The organism is Candidatus Pelagibacter bacterium nBUS_28 (assembly GCF_051200915.1).
In the GTDB taxonomy this organism is placed as follows: Bacteria; Pseudomonadota; Alphaproteobacteria; order Pelagibacterales; family Pelagibacteraceae; genus Pelagibacter.
In genome coordinates this window covers 463,284-480,556 of sequence record NZ_CP172844.1, presented here as the reverse complement: position 1 = coordinate 480,556, position 17,273 = coordinate 463,284, and the positions used below count along the sequence as shown (strand labels likewise).

17 protein-coding genes are annotated in these 17,273 nt (G+C 31.4%); 7 read left to right on the top strand and 10 right to left on the bottom strand.

All coding sequences use genetic code 11. The annotated features are described in order from the left end of the window. From ACIJYC_RS02475 to ACIJYC_RS02450, 6 genes are all read right to left on the bottom strand, one after another. Complete coding sequence (locus tag ACIJYC_RS02475; protein ID WP_435167467.1) at positions 1–1,332, bottom strand: TRAP transporter large permease; 1,332 nt, start codon at positions 1,330–1,332, stop codon at positions 1–3. Then, positions 1,332–1,988, bottom strand: a complete 657-nt coding sequence (locus ACIJYC_RS02470; RefSeq protein ID WP_435167464.1) for a TRAP transporter small permease subunit — start codon at positions 1,986–1,988, stop codon at positions 1,332–1,334. Before ACIJYC_RS02470 ends, ACIJYC_RS02475 begins: the two co-directional genes overlap by 1 nt. Before the next feature lie 81 nt (positions 1,989–2,069). Continuing rightward, complete coding sequence (locus ACIJYC_RS02465; RefSeq protein WP_435167462.1) at positions 2,070–3,158, bottom strand: TRAP transporter substrate-binding protein; 1,089 nt, start codon at positions 3,156–3,158, stop codon at positions 2,070–2,072. A gap of 159 nt (positions 3,159–3,317) precedes the next feature. After that, positions 3,318–4,244, bottom strand: coding sequence for a 3-hydroxyisobutyrate dehydrogenase (gene mmsB, locus ACIJYC_RS02460; RefSeq protein ID WP_435167460.1), 927 nt, complete (start codon positions 4,242–4,244; stop codon positions 3,318–3,320). After that, a complete protein-coding gene (locus tag ACIJYC_RS02455; RefSeq protein WP_435167457.1) occupies positions 4,237–5,757 on the bottom strand; it encodes an aldehyde dehydrogenase family protein in 1,521 nt (506 codons plus the stop codon). Before ACIJYC_RS02455 ends, mmsB begins: the two co-directional genes overlap by 8 nt. Further along, positions 5,758–6,534, bottom strand: coding sequence for an SDR family NAD(P)-dependent oxidoreductase (locus ACIJYC_RS02450; protein WP_435167454.1), 777 nt, complete (start codon positions 6,532–6,534; stop codon positions 5,758–5,760). 137 nt (positions 6,535–6,671) lie between these two features. Between ACIJYC_RS02450 and ACIJYC_RS02445 the strand changes: the two genes are divergently transcribed. Further along, on the top strand, positions 6,672–7,094 hold the full coding sequence (locus ACIJYC_RS02445; protein ID WP_435167451.1) for a winged helix-turn-helix transcriptional regulator: 423 nt from the start codon (positions 6,672–6,674) through the stop codon (positions 7,092–7,094). A 1-nt stretch (position 7,095) separates the two neighbouring features. Here the strand turns inward: ACIJYC_RS02445 and ACIJYC_RS02440 are convergent, their stop codons facing one another. Genes ACIJYC_RS02440 through ACIJYC_RS02430 form a run of 3 tightly spaced genes read right to left on the bottom strand, consistent with a single transcriptional unit; the run spans position 7,096 to position 10,207 of the window. Further along, positions 7,096–7,842, bottom strand: a complete 747-nt coding sequence (locus ACIJYC_RS02440) for an FKBP-type peptidyl-prolyl cis-trans isomerase (RefSeq protein ID WP_435167448.1) — start codon at positions 7,840–7,842, stop codon at positions 7,096–7,098. Between the two features lie 2 nt (positions 7,843–7,844). Beyond that, positions 7,845–9,440 carry a flavin-containing monooxygenase gene (locus tag ACIJYC_RS02435; protein WP_435167445.1) on the bottom strand — a complete coding sequence of 532 codons (1,596 nt, stop codon included), beginning with the start codon at positions 9,438–9,440 and terminating at the stop codon, positions 7,845–7,847. A 5-nt stretch (positions 9,441–9,445) separates the two neighbouring features. After that, on the bottom strand, positions 9,446–10,207 hold the full coding sequence (locus tag ACIJYC_RS02430; protein ID WP_435167443.1) for a phytanoyl-CoA dioxygenase family protein: 762 nt from the start codon (positions 10,205–10,207) through the stop codon (positions 9,446–9,448). Between the two features lie 79 nt (positions 10,208–10,286). Between ACIJYC_RS02430 and ACIJYC_RS02425 the strand changes: the two genes are divergently transcribed. Genes ACIJYC_RS02425 through ACIJYC_RS02400 form a run of 6 tightly spaced genes read left to right on the top strand, consistent with a single transcriptional unit; the run spans position 10,287 to position 15,957 of the window. Beyond that, complete coding sequence (locus tag ACIJYC_RS02425; RefSeq protein WP_435167440.1) at positions 10,287–11,882, top strand: GMC family oxidoreductase; 1,596 nt, start codon at positions 10,287–10,289, stop codon at positions 11,880–11,882. Further along, complete coding sequence (locus ACIJYC_RS02420) at positions 11,882–12,472, top strand: TerC family protein (protein WP_435167438.1); 591 nt, start codon at positions 11,882–11,884, stop codon at positions 12,470–12,472. Before ACIJYC_RS02425 ends, ACIJYC_RS02420 begins: the two co-directional genes overlap by 1 nt. 1 nt (position 12,473) lies before the next feature. Next, positions 12,474–13,232 (top strand): SDR family NAD(P)-dependent oxidoreductase, encoded by a 759-nt coding sequence (locus tag ACIJYC_RS02415; protein WP_435167435.1) that lies wholly within the window; start codon positions 12,474–12,476, stop codon positions 13,230–13,232. Next, positions 13,217–14,020: a M23 family metallopeptidase gene (locus tag ACIJYC_RS02410; protein WP_435167433.1), complete on the top strand. Its 804-nt coding sequence runs from the start codon at positions 13,217–13,219 to the stop codon at positions 14,018–14,020. The genes ACIJYC_RS02415 and ACIJYC_RS02410 overlap by 16 nt, the downstream gene beginning before the upstream one ends. A 9-nt stretch (positions 14,021–14,029) precedes the next feature. Further along, a complete protein-coding gene (locus tag ACIJYC_RS02405) occupies positions 14,030–14,806 on the top strand; it encodes a fumarylacetoacetate hydrolase (protein WP_435167430.1) in 777 nt (258 codons plus the stop codon). Further along, positions 14,806–15,957 carry a M24 family metallopeptidase gene (locus ACIJYC_RS02400; protein WP_435167427.1) on the top strand — a complete coding sequence of 384 codons (1,152 nt, stop codon included), beginning with the start codon at positions 14,806–14,808 and terminating at the stop codon, positions 15,955–15,957. Before ACIJYC_RS02405 ends, ACIJYC_RS02400 begins: the two co-directional genes overlap by 1 nt. Here ACIJYC_RS02400 and ACIJYC_RS02395 read toward each other — a convergent pair. After that, on the bottom strand, positions 15,954–17,258 hold the full coding sequence (locus ACIJYC_RS02395; RefSeq protein WP_435167424.1) for an NAD(P)/FAD-dependent oxidoreductase: 1,305 nt from the start codon (positions 17,256–17,258) through the stop codon (positions 15,954–15,956). The two genes, ACIJYC_RS02400 and ACIJYC_RS02395, sit on opposite strands and share 4 nt — an antisense overlap. Positions 17,259–17,273: the final 15 nt, after the last annotated feature.

The window sequence follows — 17,273 nt, the reverse complement described above, 5'->3', positions numbered from 1 at the left end:
TTAAGGTGATGGATACATCACACTTGGCAACCATAGTGCAATTTTGGGAAATATAATGATTAAAATTAAACCTATAACTTGAATTACCATAAACTGCATCATTCCAAGATAAATATCCTTTAAATCCCATTGAGGCACAACACCTTTTAAAAAATAAGCTGATAAAGCTACAGGCGGTGAGAGCCATGCAGTCTGGAGGTTAACAGCAACTAAAATTGCAAACCAGGTTAAATTAAATCCAAGTTCTTGAACTAATGGCAGTAAAATAGGTAATACTATTAATACAATTGGAACCCATTCCAAAGGCCAACCTAGCAAGAAAATTACAGCCATCATAATAGCTAAAATCCAATATTTATTTATTTCTAATCCAAGCAAATAATCTGTAAGCAAAGATGGTGTTCCAAGTTTAGAAAAAACTGCCCCAAAGAAATTTGATGCAGCAACCAAGAACATAATTAAAGCAGTAATTTCTAATGTTTTAATCATTGCTTCTTTTAAACCTTTGTAAGTAAATTTTTTATAAGCAACTGCTAACAGAATTGAACCAAATGCACCCATGCCTGCACCTTCTGTGGGTGTTGCTAAACCAAATAAAATACTTCCAAGTGCAAAAAATACTAACGCTGCAGGTGGCACTAATCCCATAAAAAATTCATACCAAACCTTACCCATATTTTTTGGTCTTTCGCTTACAGGTAAAACAGGTCCAAGTTTAGGGTTTAAATAACATCGCAAAGTTGTGTAGCCAGCATATAAAGATGCTAACATTATTCCAGGAATAATTGCTGCAGCAAACAAATCAGTAACAGGGATTTCAAGTACAGGACCCATAACAACTAACATGATACTTGGAGGAATAAGTATTCCTAAAGTACCACCAGCACAAATTAAGCCTGCTGATAGTCTTGTGTCATAACCAGATCTAATCATTGTTTTACCAGCCATAATTCCTAAAATTGTAACTGAAGCTCCAACAATACCAGTTGCTGCTGCAAAAATTGTTGATACAAACATTACAGCGTAGAACAACGCCCCTCTTGTTTTAGAAAGCATTAGTTGCACTGAATTGAACAGTCTTTCCATTAGACCAGCAGATTCCATTAATATTCCCATAAATATAAAGAGTGGGACTGCAACCAGAGTACTTTCGGTCATAATCATATTAAATTGAAGTGTCATCAGGTAAAAAACTAATTTACCAAAACCCCAATAACCAAAAACAAGGCCTAAAAATATCAACGTGAAAGAAATTGGAAATCCAATAAAGATTGAAAACAACATGCATCCAATCATTATAGCTCCAATTATTTCTGGACTAAAAAACTCCATTATGGCCATCTACCTTTCACAAAAGCATAGTAACTTTTTAAAATTTCTGAAAAGCCTTGAACTAAAAGTAGAAATGCACCAATAGGCATACAACTTTTTAAAGGCCACATTATTGGCATCCAAGTTGTGTCCATTGCTCTTTGAATTCTCATCTTTCCGCCTATGCACTCCATTAAATCAGATCTTCCACAAATAGATGTGTAAGCGTAATCGAAACTAACCCAAAAAAATACAAGAAACCCTGGAAAGAAAAATAGTAAGTATAATAATAAGTCTACCTTAGCTTGATTTCTAATTTTCCAATTTCTATATAAAAAGTCAGCTCTAATATGAATACCTTTAGATAAAGTGTAAGCTGCTCCAAGCATAAAAAATGCCCCTGCCGACATTCTAGTTACATCGTATACCCACAAAGTAGGTCTATTAAAAAAATGTCTTCCTATAACCTCATATACCATTGAAAAGATTAAAGGGACACAAATCCAACAAATAATTTTACCTGTTAAAAGCATTTTTGCGTCAATAAATTCTATTGTTTTCGCCATCCAAGGAATCATATCCTTTGGCATTTTTAAACTGGTTCTTCTTTCGGCTATCAACTCATCTGTTATGTCTAAAGTTTCTTTTACTTTAGGGGCTGATTTTTTTTTGACCATAAGAAGGTTTTTAATTTTAAGATTGAATTAGATATTATTAAAAAGTGGGGATAAGTCTATCCCCACTTTCAAATTTATTACTTACTGTTGACTAGCAAAAGCAGTTCCAATTGATGCATCAGATGTTTCCATTTGTGCAATAAAAGGTACTACGATTTTTGCGTGAGCAGTCATGTGGTCATATACTTTTTTGAAAAATGCATTTTCAGCAGCATTTTTCTTAATAGTAGCTTGTGCAGCATTCATGTACTCTGTGAAATAATCAGCAGGAGTATCATGAAGTATAACACCATGATTTTCAGTTAAATCGATAAGCGCTTTACCGTTTTCAACAGCTCTGTTTGTAATGTTTCTAGTGATCATCGCTTCAGAAGCAACTTCCATTGCATATTTTTGATGGTCAGTTAGAGACTTATAAACATCACCGTTAATGTAAATGTCACCATTTACAACGTTTTGGTGTAAACCTTGTAGGTAATAGTTTTTCAATACTTTTTGAAAACCAAATACAGAGTCAGGCTTTGGACAACACCACTCAGCAGCATCGATAGTTCCTTTTTCAAGAGCTGGTAAGATATCTCCACCACCCATTGAAACAGAAGCTACACCAATATCTTTGTAAGTTTGGCCAGGAATTCCCGGAGGAGTTCTGAATCTATATTTTCTAAAGTCAGCCATGCTATTAATTGGCTCTTTAAACCAACCTAAAGCTTCAGGACCAGAAGATGCCATTACAAAACCTTTAACGTTCATCCCCATTTCATCCCATAACTCATCGTAAAGTGCTTTACCACCATTATCGAAATACCATGCTAACCATGATTTAGTACTTAAACCAATACCACCACCTGCAACTGGCGAACCAAATAACATTGCAGCTGGGTGATAGTTAGACCAGTAGTGAGTCCAAGCAGCACCACCATCAACAAGACCTTTGTCAACAGCTTCTAAAGTTTCTTTTAAACCAACAACTTCACCTTTTGATAAAAGTTCAAATTTTAACTCACCTCGAGTTAATTTTGTTACTCTGTCAGTCCACATCTTAACGATTTGTCCATCGTAAGAAGTTTTTGGAAAAGTAAGTTGGATTTTTAATGTTTTAGCAGAAGCAGATCCAATTAGAGATACCGCAAATACTAAAGCTAAAATCATTGAAGTGATTTTTTTCATTATATTTCCTTCTCGTTAATTTATTAAGTCTTAATAAGTGATGAAATAAACCTTATATTTTCATGAATGTAAAACTCTTTTTTAATTTTTATTAGTGTTTTACAAATACGAGTGTTTTTTTTATTTTTGGTATACTTTTAATACCACTTTAGATTTGTTTTAATCAGTACCTTTTGGATCAAATGGATAATCCCAAGCATCTCCACCAATTTTTTTTGATATACCAGAGTAATCTGTTTCACTATCACCGTCATTACAAAAATCTGAAAATATTTCTAAAGCAGCCTTGCCTAATGGCGTTAATGCATCAACTGATTTTGCAGCATCATTTGCAAGTTTTAAATCCTTGGTCATCATCGCAGCAGAAAATCCTGGTCGATATTTATTGTTTGAAGGAACTCCTTCAGTAAGATTTGGTAAAGGCGTATAATTAGTCATAGCCCAATTATTTCCTGAAGCTTCTTTAATAATAGAGTGAACTTTTTTAACATCCATTTTTAATCTTTTAGCTAACATTAACGCTTCAGCAGATGCTATCATTGAAATTCCTAAAGACATATTGTTACAAATTTTAACACCTACTCCACTCCCTTGTGTGCCTGCATGTAAAATTTTTTGTCCCATTATATCAAACAATGGTTTTGCAATAGCTACTGCTTCATCGGATCCACCTACTAAAAAATTTAGTTTTCCAATTCTTGCGCCCATCACACCACCTGTCACAGGTGCATCAATCATATTAATTCCAATTTTTTTTGCTGCGTTACCAAGCTCTAATGATGTTTCGATATCAATTGTTGAGCAGTCTATTATTAGACAGTCTTTTGGAATTTTTTTTAATATTCCATTATCTCCTAAATAAAGTGATCGAACATGTTTGCCTTCTGGTAGCATAGAGATCACTGTAGTTGCACCTTGAAGTAGTTCTTCCATCGAATTGATTACATCTAAACCTGATTGTTTTGCTATTTTTATTACATCTTGAGAAACATCAAAAACTTTTACATTTTTTCCAGCTTTAACTAATTGATGAGCCATAGGATTTCCCATGTTACCTACCCCAATAAAAGCGATATGGTTAGACATCTAAATTTGATTTCCCTCTGTTAATTAATACTGTTTTGCTTTGTGTAAAATGATTCATCATACTATCAAAAGCATACTCTTTACCAAGTCCGCTCATCTTTATTCCTCCGTAAGAAACATTTGCTCTAGGGGCAACACATTGATTAACCTGTACAAAACCTGCTTCAATTTCATCAACAAATTGTAAAGCTCTTGATAAATCTTTAGTCCATAAAACTGCCGATAAACCGAATTGTGTATCATTTGCACTTTTCATAACTTCATCAAAACTTTTAAAAGGAATAGCACAAGCAACGGGACCAAAAACTTCCTCTTGGCAAACTGGAGAGCTTACAGGTAATCCCGAAAGTAATGTTGGCTCATAATAAAAACCATCTTTATACTCTCCCCCTTTTGATTGATTTCCTCCATGTAAAATCTCTGTTGAAGAATTTTTTTTTGCGATATTCATATAATATAAAGTTCTTTTGAGCTGTTCTTCTGAAATAATTGCTCCAATATCTGATGTTTCATCAAGAGCATTACCCATTTTAAGTTTACTTAATTTATCAACAGCTCCTTCTAAAACTTTGTCATAAATTTTTTCATGAATATAAACTCTAGATCCTGCAGTGCACGCTTGACCTTGTCTTGTATATCTCATTCCATCTATAACTCCAGGGATTGCTATCTCAAGGTCTGCATCACTCATGATAATATTTGGATTTTTTCCACCTAACTCTAATGTAACTGGGCATAACTTTGGAGCAGCTTTCATAGCTATAATTTTTCCAACAGAAAAAGATCCTGTAAATGTTACTTTTCTAACTTTTTCATGTGCAATTAAAGGTTCACCACACTCTTCACCATAACCAGATATTACATTTAAAACTCCAGGAGGTAATTCTTGTTGAAGAATTTCACATACTAATAATGCACAAAATGGAGCTTGTTCAGCAGTTTTTAAAACAACAGTGTTGCCTGCAACTATTGCAGGTGCAATTTTTGCAACAGTTAAAAATAATGGAGCGTTCCAAGGAATTATTGCACAAACAACACCAATAGGGTCTTTAGTTGTATAGTGTATTGTATTAGGAATATTAGGTGGATAGTTTTCTCCTTTTATTTCCCCAGCAAGACCAGCAAACATATGAGTCAATTCAATTGAAGCAGCTGTCTCAGGTTTTGCCTGAGTTCTAAGAGCATTACCTGTATCTAAAGCTAATAAAGTTTCTATTTCATCTCTTCTTTCTTCAATTTTTCTTGCTGCAGCAGTCATCATTTTTCCACGTTCACGTGCAGGAATTTTTTTCCATTTATGAAAAGCAGTTTCGGCTGAACCCACAGCCGTATCAACATCGTGTGCATCACATTGAGGAGCTTCACCAATTTGTTCTCCTGTACTTGGATTAACTACTTTAATTTTATTTAAAGATTTTGCAGAAATCAATTTTCCATCAATTAAAATTTTGTTTGATAATCTTTTTGCATTTCCTAAAGCTAAATCTAAGTTTTTTTTAAAATCATCACTCATTCAATTTTCCAACTCACCTTTTCTAGTTTTGGCAGCTAACCAGCCACCATCTATTTTTATCTCTGATCCATTAATAAAATCTGAGTCATCGCTTGATAAAAATACCGCTGCACCAGATATATCAGAAGGCACTCCCCATCGTCCAACAATTGTTTCTTTACCCCATGCCTCACCATGCACTGGATCTTCAGCAAATTTTTGATTGAAAGGTGTTGAAATCAAACCTGGGCAAATAGTATTAACATTTATATTTTTTCCAGTTAAATCTACTGCTAAAGCTCTAGTTAAACCTAGTACACCAGTCTTAGCAGCAACATATGCAACTCTATCAGGTCTTCCCATAAAACTTGCAATGGAACCAAAATTAACAATCTTACCTTTCCCATTTTTAATCATGTAAGGAATTACAGCCTTACAACAAAGATATGGTCCAGTTAGATTAACAGACAGCATTTCATCCCACTGTTTTTTTGTATGATCTAATATATTGTTAATATGTCTTATACCCGCGTTGTTAATTAGAATATCTATTTTTCTAAATTTTTTGACAGCTTCTTCAGCCATATTATTTACACTAAATTCATCTGCAACATTAGTTTCCACTACAATTGCATCACCCCCATTTTCTATAATTCTTTTTTGGGAATTTTTTCCACTTTCAATATCCATTTCAGCAATAACAATCTTAGCTCCTTCTTTTGCTAAACTTAAACAAATTTCTGCACCAATACCTTTCCCACCACCAGTAACTATGGCAACTTTATTTTCTAATTTCATTTGTATATTTTCTTTCAGAGTTGAATAAAAATTTAATTCATAAGATATAATATTATTACTTAATTTATCCAAGCAATTAATCTTAATTAAAAAACTATTTGGTCAATTCTAGAGACTAGTATATAAAAAATACTATAATGAAATATTCTCCTGTAGCTAATGCCTTAAAATTAATTGGAGGTAAATGGAAGATAATGATTTTAGATAGTTTGCTATCTAAGCATATGCGTTTTGGAGAATTGAAAAGATCCTTAAATGGTATAACATCTCAAATGTTATCAAAACAATTAAAAGATATGGAAAGAGATAAACTTTTAATTAAAAAAATTTCAAAAGTAGAAACTCTTAATACTGAGTATTCTTTAACTGAATTTGGTAAATCTACTGTACCAATAGTTAAATCATTAATTAAATGGGGAACTTTTAATAAAAAGAAAATAACCAAAGTTATAAATAATGATGTAGCTCTGTCCGAGTCTTCTTTTTTACAAGAAAGAGTTATAGATTTATTTCACGATGAAATTAGATTAAAAAATCTTCAAAGAAAAAAACAAATATAAATTAGTTATCTTTTTTGTGTGAAACTAACTTTCTATCTTCTTTTAACCATTGAAGTATTCCACCTTTAAGAACTGAAACATTTTTGAAACCAAGATCTTCTGCAAAGGCGTTACCAAGTATTGCAGCGGTATCTCCATCATGGCTAATAAAGATAATTTCAATATTTTGAGATTCTTCAGCTGCAAGAGCTCTTACTTTATCCATTAAGTATACGTTAAATTTTCCATCTTTATTAAAAGCTGTTTCTTGAAAAGTCCCTTTGATAACACCATTTTCCCATTGGTTTTCTAATCTAATATCTAAAGCAACCGCATTTTCATCTATTTTTTTTATCAACTCTTCAGAGTTAATCGTTTTGTAATGAGGATCCAACACATCAATAATTTCAAACTCAAATATTAAATCAGTGTTAGGGGGGATAACGTCACCACCACCTTTTTTTCCATAAGCTAATTCAGCTGGTATTTTAATTTTTCTTTTAGTTCCCTTTGTGGTTCCAATTATTCCCTGTTCAAAACCAGGAATTACCTCTTTCATTCCCATTTGAACAACTAACGGTCTATCTTTGCCTATATTAGTGTCAAAAACTTCACCATTTTCAAACGAACCTGTGTACTCAATTTGAACCCATGAATGGTAAATTATTTTTTTTCCGTCCCCAGGTTTATCAGAAATTATTTCAATTTCAGCTGCTGTTGATTTAAAACAAATTAATAAACTTATTATTAATAAAAAGTACTTTTTCATGCTTATTTAATTAAAAATTCTTTATATTGGTTTTTTTCAACTTTATTACATATATTTCTATATCTAGGCAACCCACCAGGATATGGAATAAAGACTTTTGGCTTTCCAGGTATATTATCTCCTTTATACCAAGAACTTTTAGCTTTCATAAAAAGTGACGCATCTGCAAGTTTCTTAATTTCATTACTCCAATTCTTTGCAGAACTTAAGGAAGCTTCGATAGATCTTTTTTTATTTAACTCAATAAAACTTATACAGTGTGTGATCCATTCAACATGTTGCTCTATTTGCACAGGCACATTCGTAAGTACAGATGGACTGCCTGGCCCCTGAATAATAAATAAATTTGGGAATTTAGGTATCATTAGACCAAGATAAGATTTTGGTATTTTGCTCCAATAATCTTTAAGTTTAGTTTGATTTTTTCCAACCAGATTTAAGGATAAAAGTGGACCTGTTAGAGCATCATAACCTGTTGCAAAAATAATCTTATCAAAATTAAAATCCTTATTTTTTGTTTTAATTCCTTTTTTTGTAATTTTGATAATTGGGTTTGATTTTAAGTCAACAAGCTGAACATTTTTTTTGTTAAAAGTTTCGTAATAATTTGTATTTAGTGTAGGGCGCTTTGAGGTAAAGGGGTGATCAAAATTTGTTAGAATTTTTGCTACTTCTTCATCTTTGACAATTTTCAATATTTTTTCTTTAATAAAATTAGATGCAGTTTCGTTTGCTTTTATATTTTTTGTGATATCAGAAAAACAAGCTCGAAACGCCAAACTACCTTTACTCCACGCTTTCTCAAAAATTTTATTTCTTTCTTTATTATTGAAATCAAAGACTGATCTATTTGGAAAACTAAATGTATGACCACCAGGAGTTTTTTTTAAAATTTTTTTTATTTTTTCATAATCTTTTTTAAAATTGATTATAAATTCTCTAGTTAATTTTTTGTTTCTTGCGGGTATGCTATAGTTGGGTGTTCTTTGAAAAATAACTAATTTTTTAACTACCTTTGCAATTTCTGGGGCGACCTGAATACCACTAGATCCAGTTCCAATTTGAGCAACAACTTGATTTTTAAGATTAACTTTTTTTTTAGGCCATTTACCTGTGTGGTAATATTTTCCCTTATAGGTATTTAATCCTTTAATTTTGGGTATATTTGCTGCTGATAAAGAGCCTACAGCACAAATGAGGTATTTACAGAACAATACTTTTTTTTTATTTGTTTTTATTTGCCATAAATTTTTTCTTTCTAAATATTTTGCTGAAATAATTTTATGATTAAATAAAATATTTTTTCTTAAATTTAATTTTTTTTCCACATAATTTAAATATTTAAGAATTGTAGATTGCTTTGGATATTTTTCATTCCATGTCCAGTTTTTATAAATATTTTCTGAAAATGTATAACCATAAGTATGACTTTCTGAGTCACATCGTGCACCAGGGTAAGTATTCCAATACCATGTTCCTCCTAAATCTGCACCCTCTTCAATGACAAGTGTTTTTAAATTTAAATCATCCCTGCATCTGTAAAGCTGATATAGGCCTGAAAATCCAGCACCAATAATTATTGTATCAAAGTTAGTCAATTAACTTATTTGGTATGATTTTGGTAAATCTTATTAGAGGATTTATCCACACCACTAATTAGATGTAATTGTCTCTGAAGCGAATAACCAATTTTATCTTCAATAGCTTTGGCCCCAGCATGATCATAAAATGATGTTGCTGGCATATATCTATATGTAAGTCCTGCTCTTCTTTTTCCAGAATTATTTGCTCTTGATCCATGAAATAAATAAACATCATGCATAGAAAACATTCCTGGTTTTAAAATTACAGATTTAGCCTGATCTTTTATTTCATCTATATTCTTCAAAGTTTGATTTAGAGTAACATCGTTAGAATTTAGTGTGTTGTGTTCAGCTAATTTTCTATCTAGGTGAGAACCAGGTATATATTGTAATGGACCATTTTCTTCGGTCACCTCATCGATTGACAACCACACCGTAACTGACTCAAGTGGTTTAATTGGCCAATATTCCCCATCTTGATGCCAAGGTGTCTCTTTTCCATTTTTTTCTTTTTTACAAAACAATGAAGAACCCCAAAGTATAACATCTTTACCTATTAATTGTTTAACTTCACTAATAATTTCTGGGTACATTGCAAATTTTAAAAAATCACTATCTCTTTCATATAACCCAGATACAAATTCTGTATTTTCGTCTTTATGCTCTTCTAAATATTTTTCCAAAGCTTTATTCAATTCTTTGATCTTGTCCTCTGAGAGACATGTTGAGCTTTTAGTAAGACCTTCAGTTTTGTAAGTTGCAATTTGATTATCAGAAAGCATTTAAATTCGTAACATGACTAAATATATATTTCTACTTATTATTAGATTATTAATTAAATTTAATTTATATAATTAATCAATGGAAACTTTTGACTATATTATTCTTGGTGCAGGTTCTGCTGGATGTGTGTTAGCTAATAGATTATCTGAAAACCCAAATCATAAAGTTTTATTAGTTGAAGCAGGTGGAAAAGATAACTACCCTTGGATTCATATTCCAGTTGGCTACTTTAAAACTATGCACAACCCTGGTGTTGATTGGTGTTACAAAACTGAGCCAGACGAAAGTATGAACAATATTTCTATTAGATATCCAAGAGGAAAAACATTAGGTGGAAGCTCCTCTATTAATGGACTTTTATATGTAAGAGGACAACATAGAGATTATGATGTTTGGAGACAGTTAGGAAATGCTGGTTGGAGTTGGGATGATGTATTGCCCTACTTTATAAAAGCTGAAAATCAAGAAAGAGGTAAAAGTGAATTTCATGGAGTTGGTGGACCCTTATCTGTATCTGATCAAAGAATTCAGCTACCATTATTAAACGAGTTTCAAAATGCAGCTGAAGAGTTTGGTATACCAAAAACTAAGGATTTTAATACTGGGGACAATCATGGTTGTGGTTATTTTCAAGTCACAGAAAAAGATGGTTTTAGATGTAGTACTTCAGTTGGGTATTTAAACCCAATTAAACATAGAAAAAATTTAAAGATAATTACTAAAGCTCATGTTAGAAAGATTAATTTTGAAAATAAAACTGCAAAAGAAGTTGAGTATTGGCAGGATAATGAATTAAAAAAAGTTCAAGCAAATAAAGAAATCATTTTATCATCTGGAGCAATAGGTTCCCCTCAAATACTACAGGTGTCTGGAATTGGTAATTCAGATAAATTAAAGAACTTAGGTATTGATATGGTACACGAACTAAAAGGAGTTGGTGAAAACTTGCAAGACCATCTAATGTTTAGGCCAATTTACAAAATTCATGGAATTAAATCACTCAATAAAAAAATTAACAGTTTATTTGGAAATTTAATGATTGGGCTAGAATACATTTTTAAAAGAAGTGGTCCTATGACAATGGGTGCAAGTCAACTTTGCATGTTTGCAAAAAGTGACCCTACCCTAGAACTTCCTGATTTACAGTGGCACGTTCAACCAATGAGCATGGACACCCTGGCAGCTACTAAAAACCATGACTTTCATGCATTTACTCCAACTGTATCAAATGTAAGACCTTCAAGCAGAGGTCACGTGAGCATAATAGACCAAGACTCAAGAACTTATGCTAAAATTAAACAAAATTACCTTTCAACTGATCACGATAGAATGGTTGCAGCTAGAGGATTAAAATTAACAAGAAAAATTGTTTTAGAATCTGAAACTTTTAAAAAATATGCACCAGAAGAATATAGACCTGGAATAAATATTCATGATGATGAGGAGTTAGTTAAAGAAGCATCAAATTATGCACAAACTATATTTCATCCAGTTGGAACTTGTAAAATGGGCCAAGATGATATGTCGGTAGTTGATGAAAAATTAAAAGTTAGAGGTGTTAATAATTTAAGAGTAATTGATGCCTCGATTATGCCCAATATCACTTCAGGAAATACAAATGCACCAACAATAATGATTGCAGAAAAAGGTGCAGATATGATATTAAGCAGCTAATGTTTTCAGAATTATTTGGAGCTGAACAGCTCGTTATTTTAAGTCAAATTATATTTATAGATCTAGTATTAGCAGGTGATAACGCAATTATTATTGGTATGGTTGCCTCTAAATTTCCAGTTGAACAAAGAAAAAAAGTAATTTTTTGGGGCATAGGTGGTGCTGTAATTTTAAGAATTATCTTAACAATGTTAACGGCATACTTGCTACAAATTACAGGTTTAAGACTAATTGGTGGATTATTATTACTTTATATTGTCTACAAACTTTATGTTGATGTGATCAAAGGTCAATCTAATGAAGAAGATATAAAAGTTGATAATTCAAGCTTCATGAAAGCAATTTGGACTGTTTTACTTGCTGATTTTACAATGAGCTTAGATAATGTTTTGGGTGTGGCTGGAGCAGCAGGTGATCATTATGTTCTATTAATTTTTGGATTAGCTTTATCAATCGTTTTAATGGCTACAGCAGCCAATTTAATATCTAGATGGATTAATGAATATAAGTGGATAGCTTGGATTGGTTTAATTGCTATACTGGTAGTTGCTGTAGAATTAATCTATACAGATTTAAAGTTGTTTATTTAATATGTATTTACAAAAAATTAATTTAAAGAACAAATATGCTTTAGTTACTGGTGCAGGAAAAGGCTTGGGCAAAGCTTGTTCTATTGCTTTAGCAGAAGCTGGAGCTACGGTTATTGCTCTTAGCAGAACTCCTTCTGATCTTGATAAACTAGAAAAGCAAATCAAAAAAATTAAAGGAAAAGTTATTAAAGTTCCTTGTGATGTAATGGACTATGAGGATTTGAAAAAAAAGATAGATAAGATTAAGATTATAGATGTCTTGGTAAATAATGCAGGTACAAATATTCCAGAACCTTTTGAAAAAATTAAACAGAAAAGCATGAACTACTTAGTCGATCTTAATCTTAAGGCTGCATTTAACGTCGCTCAACTTGTTGTTAAAAAAATGTTAAAAAATAAGAAAAGACCAGGTTCAATAATTAATATGTCTTCACAGTTAGGTCATGTTGGAATGGGTGGGAGAAACGTATATAATATGACCAAATTTGGTATAGAGGGCTTAACAAAAGGTATGGGTGTTGAGTTAGCAAAAAATGATATTAGAGTGAATACGGTAGCACCAACATTTGTTGCAACACCAATGGTTTTAAACTTCTTTAAAAATAAAAAATTTAAGAAATTAGCTTTAGACAATATTCCTATGGGGAAATTAGCAACAGAAAGTGATATAGCAACTACTGTTTGCTTCTTGGCCTCTTCAGCTTCCTCAATGATTACAGGTACATCAATAGTAATAGATGGCGGATGGACAGCTCAATAATTTATAGATTTTTCTTAGTAGTATTTATTTTTACAACATCACAAGTAAACGCAATTGAGTTTCAAGGAAAATTTATACAAGGTCATTTCATATTAGGAAAAACTAATCCTCAAGCAAAAGTTTTCGTTGGTAAAAAAGAGGTAAAAGTATCTCAAGATGGTTTTTTTGTTTTTGGAGTTGATAGAGATAGAAAATTTGATCTAACTTTTACTAAAATTGAAAATAATAAAAAAACAAAAATTATTAAAAAAGTTTTAAAAAGAAAATATAATATTCAAAGAATTGATGGACTAGCAGAAAGTAAAGTTACACCACCAGAGTCGGTTTATAAAAGAATTAAAAAAGAAAATAATGCAATTGGTGAAGCTAGAGCTATCAATTCTGATCTAATATTTTTTAAAGAAAAATTTATTATGCCAGTAGAAGGTATTATTAGTGGTGTCTACGGTAGTCAAAGAATATTAAACGGTAAACCTAGGTGGCCCCATTATGGAATTGATATAGCTGCAAAGTTAGGAACAATGATTAAATCATCTGGTACCGGCGTTATAACTATGGCAGAAGATGATTTGTATTATACGGGTGGTACAATCATTATGGATCATGGTCATGGTATCTCAACAATATATTCTCATCTTGAAAATGTTTTGGTTTCAGTTGGAGATAAAATAAATCAAGGAGATGTTATAGGTACTGTTGGATCAACGGGAAGATCAACCGGCCCACATTTAGATTTTAGAATTAATTGGTTTCAAACAAGACTTGATCCTATGTCTGTATTAAAATAATAAAGTTATATGAAAAAAACATTAAAAGATAAACTTTCAGATAAATTAGTTAACGCTTTTCTAAAAAATAAGATTGTTGCAGCTATACCTAAAAAATTCACAAAAAAATTAACAAACGCAGATAAATTTAGAAAATTATGTGAAAGTAAAATCAAAGAACCAATAATTGGATATAAAGCTGGCGGAACAGGTATTCCTTTATTAAAAAAATTAAAAGAAAAAGAACCTTTTTATGCATCAGTATATAAGAGAAATTTTTTAAACAATGGTAAGTGTGTTAAGATAAATAAATCAACTTTAGGAATTGAACTTGAGGTTTGTTATTTAATAAAGAAATCTTTTTTTAACTCAAAGGGTTTAATTACAAGCAAAAACGTTACCAAATTTATATCTCATATGGCTCCTAGTATTGAAGTGGTTGGTTATAGGCAAAAAAGAAAAGGAATTACTTCCTTTGGGGACCTTAGTAGTGATTTTGGTGGAAATGTTAAGTTTTTGATTGGGCAAAAGAAAAAATATAAGAAAATTAATATTGGTAATTTAAAAGCTAATATTTCAAACAAAAAAATTAAACAAAGTGTCAATGGAAATACAAATGCTGTTTACATTAACCCTCTTAATTCTCTAAGATTTGTTTTAAACAAAGTTAAAAAAGACAAAGTTGATTTAGGTAAAAATTTTTATGTTTTTACAGGTTCAACGGTAGGTGTAGTTCCTATTCTCGGCAAAGGTTTGTACACTGGTAAAATTGATAAATTAGGTTCAGTAAAAGCAATTATTTCTTAATGGCACTTCATTTCAGCAAAGAAGAGTTTTCTAAAAGAAAACAAGATGTTTTAAAATCTATGAAAGAGCAGAATTTAGATGCTCTTTTAATGTTTAGACAAGAGTCAATGTATTGGGTTACTGGTTACGATACATTTGGATATGTTTTTTTTCAAACTTTGGTCTTAGATCAAAAAGGAAATGTTATTTTGTTAACTCGTGCACCTGACTTAAGACAAGCTCAAAATACTTCGAATATTCAAGATATAAGAATTTGGGTTGATAAGGATGGAATAAATCCAACAGATGATCTTAAAGTAATTTTAAATGAACTTGATCTAAAAAATAAAAATATTGGTATTGAATATGAGGCTTATGGAATGACAGGTCGTAATGCTTTAAGATTAAATAAATCCTTAGAAAATTATTGTAAAGTTGAAGATCAATCAGAGTTGATAACAAAATTAAGAGTTATTAAATCTAATGAAGAATTAGTTTATGTAAGACAGGCAGCTGAGCTTGCAGATAGAGCTTTAGATGAAGCATGGAAATACACAAAAGCAGGTGCTAATGAAGCAAAAATTTTAGCTGAAATGCAAAGAGCAGTTCTTGAAGGTGGTGGTGATTATCCTGCTAACGAATATATCATTGGCTCGGGAGATAACGCTCTACTCTGCAGATATCAGGCTGAAAAAAGAAACTTATCAGATAAAGATCAACTAAGTCTAGAATGGGCTGGTACTTTTAAACATTATCACTCTGCAATGTTTAGAACTATCCCTATCGGAAAAGCTGATCCCAAACATATTAAAATGCATGAAGCTTGTGTTGATGCATTAACAAATTGTGTAAAAACTTTAGTCCCTGGAAAAACTGCAGGAGAGGTTTTTGATGCTCATGCAAGAACATTTGATGATTTAGGGTTTAATAAAGCAAGAATGAATGCTTGTGGATATTCTTTAGGTTCAACTTTTTCACCTAACTGGATGGACTGGCCAATGTTATACACAGGTAATCCTTTTGTAATAACTCCTGGTAATGTTTTCTTTATACATATGATCCTAATGGACTCAGATAGTAAACTAGCGATGAATTTAGGAGAAACTTATTTAGTTACAGATAATGGTAATGAAAGATTGGGTAAAAAAAAATTAGATTTGGTTGTTCTTTAAATTTCTGATCTAGCTCTTAAACGCTCATAAATTAAACGAGTTTTAACACCTAAATTTAAAAAAGGTTGAGGTGGTAACCAAGTAGGCTTGTTTCTTGCTTCTATAGTTTCTATTTCGTCTGTGTTTTCTTCACTAGCTTTAATAGCAATTTGTTCACCAAATAAGGTGCCTACACCAATACCTGAGCCATTATAACAACCAGCAGCAAAAACATTATTATCAATTTTTTCAAATATTTGAGAGCTATTTCTTGTTCTGGATACAACACCAGACCATGACGATCGAATAATATCATCTGGTAATTGTGGAAATCTTTTTTTAATACCAACTCTTTGATTAATAGATCTTTTTTGTAAATCAAACTTAGACATCTTAAAAGGATTATGAATTTCTGCGGTATTTCTTATTAATATTCTTCTGTCTTTTGTCATTCTAATAGTGGCACCCATTGGTCTCACAGGTAAAACACCCCATTCTTTTGGTTGACCAATGGATTTAAATTCGTCTTCAGTTAATGGTCTTGTCATACTTGCTGTTAAAGTAATTGGAAAATTATAGTTTGATTTAATTCCTAAAGATTTCAAAAATCCATTGGTAGCAAAAATGATTTTCTTAGAAATAATTCTGCCATTTTTAAATTTACAAGAAATTTTATCTTTAGTTTTGTTCCAACTAAGTAAAGATGAATTTTCATATAAATATACATTTTTTGGCAATACATCGATCATTGCTCTAACTAATTTCCCAGGATGCAACAAGATACCACCTTTAGTATGAAGTGCTACTTTATAAAAATTAGTACCTAATCTTTTAGATAATTCATTACTAGATAATAAATTATGTTCAAAATCTAATTTTTTGAGAGTATTTGAAAAGTTTCTTAAAATTTTTTCATCTTCTTTTTTTGAAGATGCAAAATATTTACCACATTCATTCAAATCACAGTCTACTTGGTATTCGTTTATGAATTTTTTAATAACATTTATTCCTAAATCATAAATATCAGTTTTTTTTTTATAATTATCTAAATCTTTGTTAGAAGTGAAACCATCATTAAGAGTTGTATCAACCAAATACCCTGAATTTCTACTGCTAGCACCCTCTCCTGCTAATTGTGCATCAACTAATATGATTTTTTGATTTGGATATAGTTGACCTAATTTTCTAGATGCGGATAAACCGGTGTAACCAGCACCTATTATTAGCCACTCAGCGTCTTCATTTGATTGAAGACTCTTTATATTTACTCTTGGGGTTAAATCATTAATCCAACTACAAGTGCTATCATTTACAATCTTCATGATGGCAAGTTTAAT

Coding starts and splice junctions, on each gene's coding strand:
- ACIJYC_RS02475 (WP_435167467.1), bottom strand. CDS start 1,332: ATGGAGTTTTTTAGTCCAGAAATAATTGGAGCTATAATGATTGGATGC.
- ACIJYC_RS02470 (WP_435167464.1), bottom strand. CDS start 1,988: ATGGTCAAAAAAAAATCAGCCCCTAAAGTAAAAGAAACTTTAGACATA.
- ACIJYC_RS02465 (WP_435167462.1), bottom strand. CDS start 3,158: ATGAAAAAAATCACTTCAATGATTTTAGCTTTAGTATTTGCGGTATCT.
- mmsB (WP_435167460.1), bottom strand. CDS start 4,244: ATGTCTAACCATATCGCTTTTATTGGGGTAGGTAACATGGGAAATCCT.
- ACIJYC_RS02455 (WP_435167457.1), bottom strand. CDS start 5,757: ATGAGTGATGATTTTAAAAAAAACTTAGATTTAGCTTTAGGAAATGCA.
- ACIJYC_RS02450 (WP_435167454.1), bottom strand. CDS start 6,534: ATGAAATTAGAAAATAAAGTTGCCATAGTTACTGGTGGTGGGAAAGGT.
- ACIJYC_RS02445 (WP_435167451.1), top strand. CDS start 6,672: ATGAAATATTCTCCTGTAGCTAATGCCTTAAAATTAATTGGAGGTAAA.
- ACIJYC_RS02440 (WP_435167448.1), bottom strand. CDS start 7,842: ATGAAAAAGTACTTTTTATTAATAATAAGTTTATTAATTTGTTTTAAA.
- ACIJYC_RS02430 (WP_435167443.1), bottom strand. CDS start 10,207: ATGCTTTCTGATAATCAAATTGCAACTTACAAAACTGAAGGTCTTACT.
- ACIJYC_RS02425 (WP_435167440.1), top strand. CDS start 10,287: ATGGAAACTTTTGACTATATTATTCTTGGTGCAGGTTCTGCTGGATGT.
- ACIJYC_RS02420 (WP_435167438.1), top strand. CDS start 11,882: ATGTTTTCAGAATTATTTGGAGCTGAACAGCTCGTTATTTTAAGTCAA.
- ACIJYC_RS02415 (WP_435167435.1), top strand. CDS start 12,474: ATGTATTTACAAAAAATTAATTTAAAGAACAAATATGCTTTAGTTACT.
- ACIJYC_RS02410 (WP_435167433.1), top strand. CDS start 13,217: ATGGACAGCTCAATAATTTATAGATTTTTCTTAGTAGTATTTATTTTT.
- ACIJYC_RS02405 (WP_435167430.1), top strand. CDS start 14,030: ATGAAAAAAACATTAAAAGATAAACTTTCAGATAAATTAGTTAACGCT.
- ACIJYC_RS02400 (WP_435167427.1), top strand. CDS start 14,806: ATGGCACTTCATTTCAGCAAAGAAGAGTTTTCTAAAAGAAAACAAGAT.
- ACIJYC_RS02395 (WP_435167424.1), bottom strand. CDS start 17,258: ATGAAGATTGTAAATGATAGCACTTGTAGTTGGATTAATGATTTAACC.